Genomic DNA, 4,696 nt, shown 5'->3' on the forward strand with positions numbered 1-4,696 from the left:
GTGAAAATATGCGCGAGCAGGTGAAAGGTTTCCTTAAAAAACATTATGGCCAGTGCCACCACAGCCAGGCTCAACCCAAGATAGATGGGGGCCAGCAGCCAGCGGGAGCGGTACATGGTTTGTTCGATCAGCTTTTCCAAAGTTACCTCATTGGTGTTTTTTCATTCGCGTTAATTAGGGGTTAGCAATAAAAAAATCGCGGCCTTGCCGCGATTTTATTTTACTCAGTAATTTTTTTAACTCAGTAATACGCCTGAGATTTATCGGAGTGGTCGGTGATATCTTTCACCCCCGCCAGCTCTGGAATCTTGTCTTTCAGGGTTTTCTCGACACCCTCTTTCAGGGTCATGTCCACCATGCCGCAGCCCTGGCAACCGCCGCCGAATTTAAGTACCGCGTACATATCTTCGGTAACTTCCACCAGGCTCACCTGTCCGCCGTGGGAAGCGAGACCGGGGTTTACGTCGCTGTAAAGGACATAGTTGATGCGGTCTTCGATGGGGCTGTCGTCGTTCACCTTCGGCATGCGCGAGTTGGGCGCGCGGATGGTGAGCTGGCCGCCCATTTTGTCGGAGGAGTAATCCACCCGGGCTTCGTCCAGATAGGGAATGCTGCGCCCTTCAAAGTAGGCTTTGAGGCCGTCCAGCTCCAAGGCCACATCACCTTCTTTTTCCTCGCCGGGACGGCAGTAGGCAATACAGGTTTCCGCATTCGGAGTACCCGGGTTGGATACAAACATGCGGATGGCGATACCTTCACAGTCCTGCTTGGCGAGCAGGTCGCGCAGGTACTCCTTGGCGGAGTCGGTGATCGTGACGTTCAATTCTGACGGCTGTTCTGACATAGACCTTCTCAAATTACCGGACTTCCTGAAACCGAGTCGAGCGGGAATAACCAAGCTCGGCGGTCGGGTATTCTACGCCCATCCGTGCCGGAGTGAAACCGGGCAGAATAGCCGGCCGAATCAGGAGGCTGCGGCTGCGCAACCACAGGCTATCCCGCCTCGGACAAGCTCCAGAGAAGTGCGCGCGCGGTACCCTCGGAGGACGCGGGATTTTGCCCGGTCACCAGCAGCCCGTCGATACAGACATGGCTCTGCCAGTCCTCCGCCTTGGAATAGTTCGCCCCCCGCTCCTTGAGCATGTCTTCCACCAGGAAAGGCACCACGTCGGTAAGCCCTACGCCGTCTTCTTCGCTGTTGCTGAAGCCGGTCACCTTTTTGCCGCGGACAAGCGGTTCACCCTGTTCGTCCACGGTGTGGCGGAATACCGCCGGCGCATGGCAAACCGCCGCCACCGGTTTACCCGCGCGGTAGAAGCCGTGAATGATGACCACAGAACGCTGATCTTCCGCCAGGTCCCACAGCGGGCCGTGGCCACCGGGGTAAAACAGCGCATCGAAATCGTCCGTATCCACTTCATCCAGGTTCACGGTGTGCGCCAGGGCCTCCTGGGCGGCGGGGTCTTCGCGAAAGCGCCGGGTGGCGGGCGTCTGGGCATCCGGGGCATCGCTTTTGGGGTCGAGCGGCGGCTGCCCGCCCTTGGGGGACGCGAGGGTCACATCGGCTCCCGCATCCACGAACACGTAATAAGGCGCGGCAAATTCCTCCAGCCAGAAGCCGGTTTTCTTGCCGGTATTCCCTAACTCGTCGTGAGACGTAAGCACCATCAGGATTTTCATGGCTTCCTCCCCTGTCGTCAGTCCACCGAGTGTAGTGTGAGGATCGGTTAAATCGCGGCTAGAACCGGCCCTAGAACCAATGGTTACAAGGTTATGAATACTTGGTCTCGATACATGACTACAGCGCCGAAGAACCCGGTCAACTGTGCTAAGATTGCCGCCCTTTTTGATACCTTGGTTTAAGGAAGTGTCCATGTCCCAGCAGTCCCGCGATCAACGCCTGAAACAGCTATACGCCGCCCTGGGCGAGCGCATCCTGATTCTGGACGGCGCCATGGGAACCATGATCCAGCGGGAAAAGCTCGGCGAGGCGGATTACCGCGGGGCGCGCTTTGCGGACTACCCCTCCGACATCAAGGGCAACAACGACCTGCTGGTACTCACCCAGCCGGACTTGATCGAGCGGATTCACCGGGACTACCTCGAGGCCGGTGCGGACATCATCGAGACCAACACCTTCAACGCCACCCGCCTGTCCCAGTCTGACTACAACATGGAAGACTTGGTGCCGGAACTGAACCGGGTGGCCGCGGAAGTGGCACGCCGTGCGGCGGATGCCCTCTCCACCCCGGAGAAACCCCGCTTCGTGGCCGGGGTGCTGGGCCCAACCTCTCGCACCGCGAGTATTTCCCCGGACGTAAACGATCCCGGCGCGCGCAATGTGACCTTCGACCAGCTGGTGGAAAACTACATCGAATCCACCCATGCACTGATCGACGGCGGCTCGGACATCATCCTGATCGAGACCATCTTCGACACCCTGAATGCCAAGGCGGCCATCTACGCAGTGCAGGAAGTGTTCGAGCAGCGCGGCTTTGAGCTGCCGATCATGATTTCCGGCACCATCACCGACGCCTCCGGCCGCACCCTGTCCGGCCAGACCACCGAAGCCTTCTACTATTCGGTGGCCCACGCTAAACCGTTGTCCGTCGGCCTCAACTGCGCCCTCGGTGCCACCGAGCTGCGCCCGTACATTGAGGCGCTCTCCGGCGTGTGTGCGGAACACGTATCCGCCCACCCCAATGCGGGCCTGCCAAATGAGTTCGGTGAATACGACGAGACGCCGCAGGAAACTGCAGCGATCGTAGCGGAATTCGCCCAGAGCGGCTTTATCAATATTCTCGGCGGCTGCTGCGGCACTACGCCTGAACACATCCGTGCGATTGCCGATGCCGTTGTGGACATCGCCCCGCGCAAGTGCCCGGAGATCAAACCTGCCCTGCGCCTCTCCGGCCTCGAGCCGTACATCGCCGATGAAAACTCCCTGTTCGTGAACGTGGGCGAGCGCTGCAACGTCACCGGCTCCGCCCGCTTCAAGCGCCTGATCATGGACGAGGATTACGATACCGCCTTGCAGATCGCCGCCGCGCAGGTGGAAGACGGAGCGCAGGTGATCGACTTCAACATGGATGAGGCGATGCTGGACTCGGTCGCCGCCATGCGCCGTTTCCTCAACCTGTGTGCCACCGAACCGGACATCGCTAAGGTGCCGTTTATGGTGGACTCCTCCAAGTGGGAGGTGATCGAGGCGGGCCTGCAGTGCATCCAGGGCAAGCCCATCGTCAACTCCATCAGTTTGAAGGAAGGCGAGGAAGAATTTGTCGACAAGGCCAAACTGTGCCTGCGCTACGGCGCCGCCGTGGTGGTGATGGCGTTCGACGAAACTGGCCAGGCGGATACCTTCCAGCGCAAGATCGAAATCTGCAAGCGCAGCTACGACATCCTCGTGGACAAGGTAGGCTTCAACCCTTCCGATATCATCTTTGACCCGAATATTTTCGCGGTGGCTACCGGTATCGACGAGCACAACAACTACGCGGTGGACTTTATCGAGGCCACCCGCTGGATTCGCAAGAACCTGCCAGGGGCGAATGTCTCCGGTGGTGTTTCCAACGTGTCCTTCTCCTTCCGCGGCAACAACCCGGTGCGTGAGGCGATCCACTCCGTATTCCTGTACCACGCCATCAAGGCCGGCATGAATATGGGTATCGTCAACGCCGGTATGCTCGAGGTTTACAGCGACCTGCCCGACGAACTGCGGGACAAGGTCGAGGATGTGATCCTCAATCGCAACGACAACGCCACCGAGGCACTGCTGGAGATCGCGGAAAAATACCGCGGCGACGGCTCTACCGCCGAGCGCAAGGAAGACCTGGCCTGGCGCCAGTGGCCGGTGAAAAAACGCCTGGAGCACGCGCTGGTCAAAGGCATCAATAATTTCATCGAGCAGGACACCGAGGAAGCCCGCCAGCAGTCCAGGCGCCCGCTGGACGTGATCGAAGGCCCGCTGATGGACGGCATGAACGTGGTCGGCGACCTGTTCGGCGAAGGCAAGATGTTCCTGCCGCAGGTCGTGAAATCCGCACGTGTGATGAAACAGGCGGTGGCCTATCTGCAGCCCTATATCGAGGCGGAAAAGACCGAGGACAGTAAACCCAACGGCCGTATTCTGATGGCCACCGTAAAGGGTGACGTGCACGATATCGGCAAGAATATCGTCGGTGTGGTACTCGCGTGTAACAACTTCGAGGTTATCGACCTCGGCGTGATGGTGCCGGCGGAAACCATTCTGCAAACCGCCAAGGAAAAGCAGTGCGACATCATCGGTCTCTCCGGACTGATCACTCCTTCACTGGACGAAATGGTGCACGTGGCCGCGGAAATGGAACGCCAGGGCTTTGATCTGCCGCTGCTGATCGGCGGTGCCACCACTTCCAAGGCGCACACTGCGGTGAAAATCGAGCCCCAGTACAAGCGCAATCAGGTGGTGTATGTGGCAGACGCCTCGCGCGCGGTGGGGGTTGCCAGTAGCCTGCTGTCCGACGAACTGCGCCCGGCATTCGTCAAAAACGTGCAGGAAGAATATGTAAAAGTCCGCGAGCGCACCGCCAACCGCAAGCGCAACGACCCGCGCCTGAGTTACGCGGACGCGCTGAAGGCGGGCCCGCAATTCGACTGGGCCAGTTTCCAGCCGGTGGCACCAAACAAACCGGGCATCACGGTGCTGGACGACTTC

At 59.3% G+C, this 4,696-nt stretch carries 4 protein-coding genes; 1 reads left to right on the forward strand and 3 read right to left on the reverse strand.

All coding sequences use genetic code 11. From position 1 onward, the window contains the following. The 3 genes from VIL80_RS00120 to VIL80_RS00130 all read right to left on the reverse strand — a co-directional run. The coding region (locus tag VIL80_RS00120) for a YqhA family protein (RefSeq protein ID WP_414684504.1) at positions 1–116 on the reverse strand (116 nt) is incomplete at its 3' end. Positions 117–241: 125 nt separating this feature from the next. Next, positions 242–844 carry a Fe-S biogenesis protein NfuA gene (gene nfuA, locus VIL80_RS00125; protein WP_332034136.1) on the reverse strand — a complete coding sequence of 201 codons (603 nt, stop codon included), beginning with the start codon at positions 842–844 and terminating at the stop codon, positions 242–244. A gap of 149 nt (positions 845–993) precedes the next feature. Then, positions 994–1,680 carry a type 1 glutamine amidotransferase domain-containing protein gene (locus VIL80_RS00130; protein ID WP_332034137.1) on the reverse strand — a complete coding sequence of 229 codons (687 nt, stop codon included), beginning with the start codon at positions 1,678–1,680 and terminating at the stop codon, positions 994–996. A 193-nt stretch (positions 1,681–1,873) separates the two neighbouring features. Here VIL80_RS00130 and metH point away from each other — a divergent pair. Then, a partial coding sequence (gene metH / locus VIL80_RS00135) for a methionine synthase (protein ID WP_332034138.1) occupies positions 1,874–4,696 on the forward strand: 2,823 nt, incomplete at its 3' end.

It is taken from the genome of Microbulbifer sp., from assembly GCF_036563125.1.
GTDB lineage: Bacteria > Pseudomonadota > Gammaproteobacteria > Pseudomonadales > Cellvibrionaceae > Microbulbifer.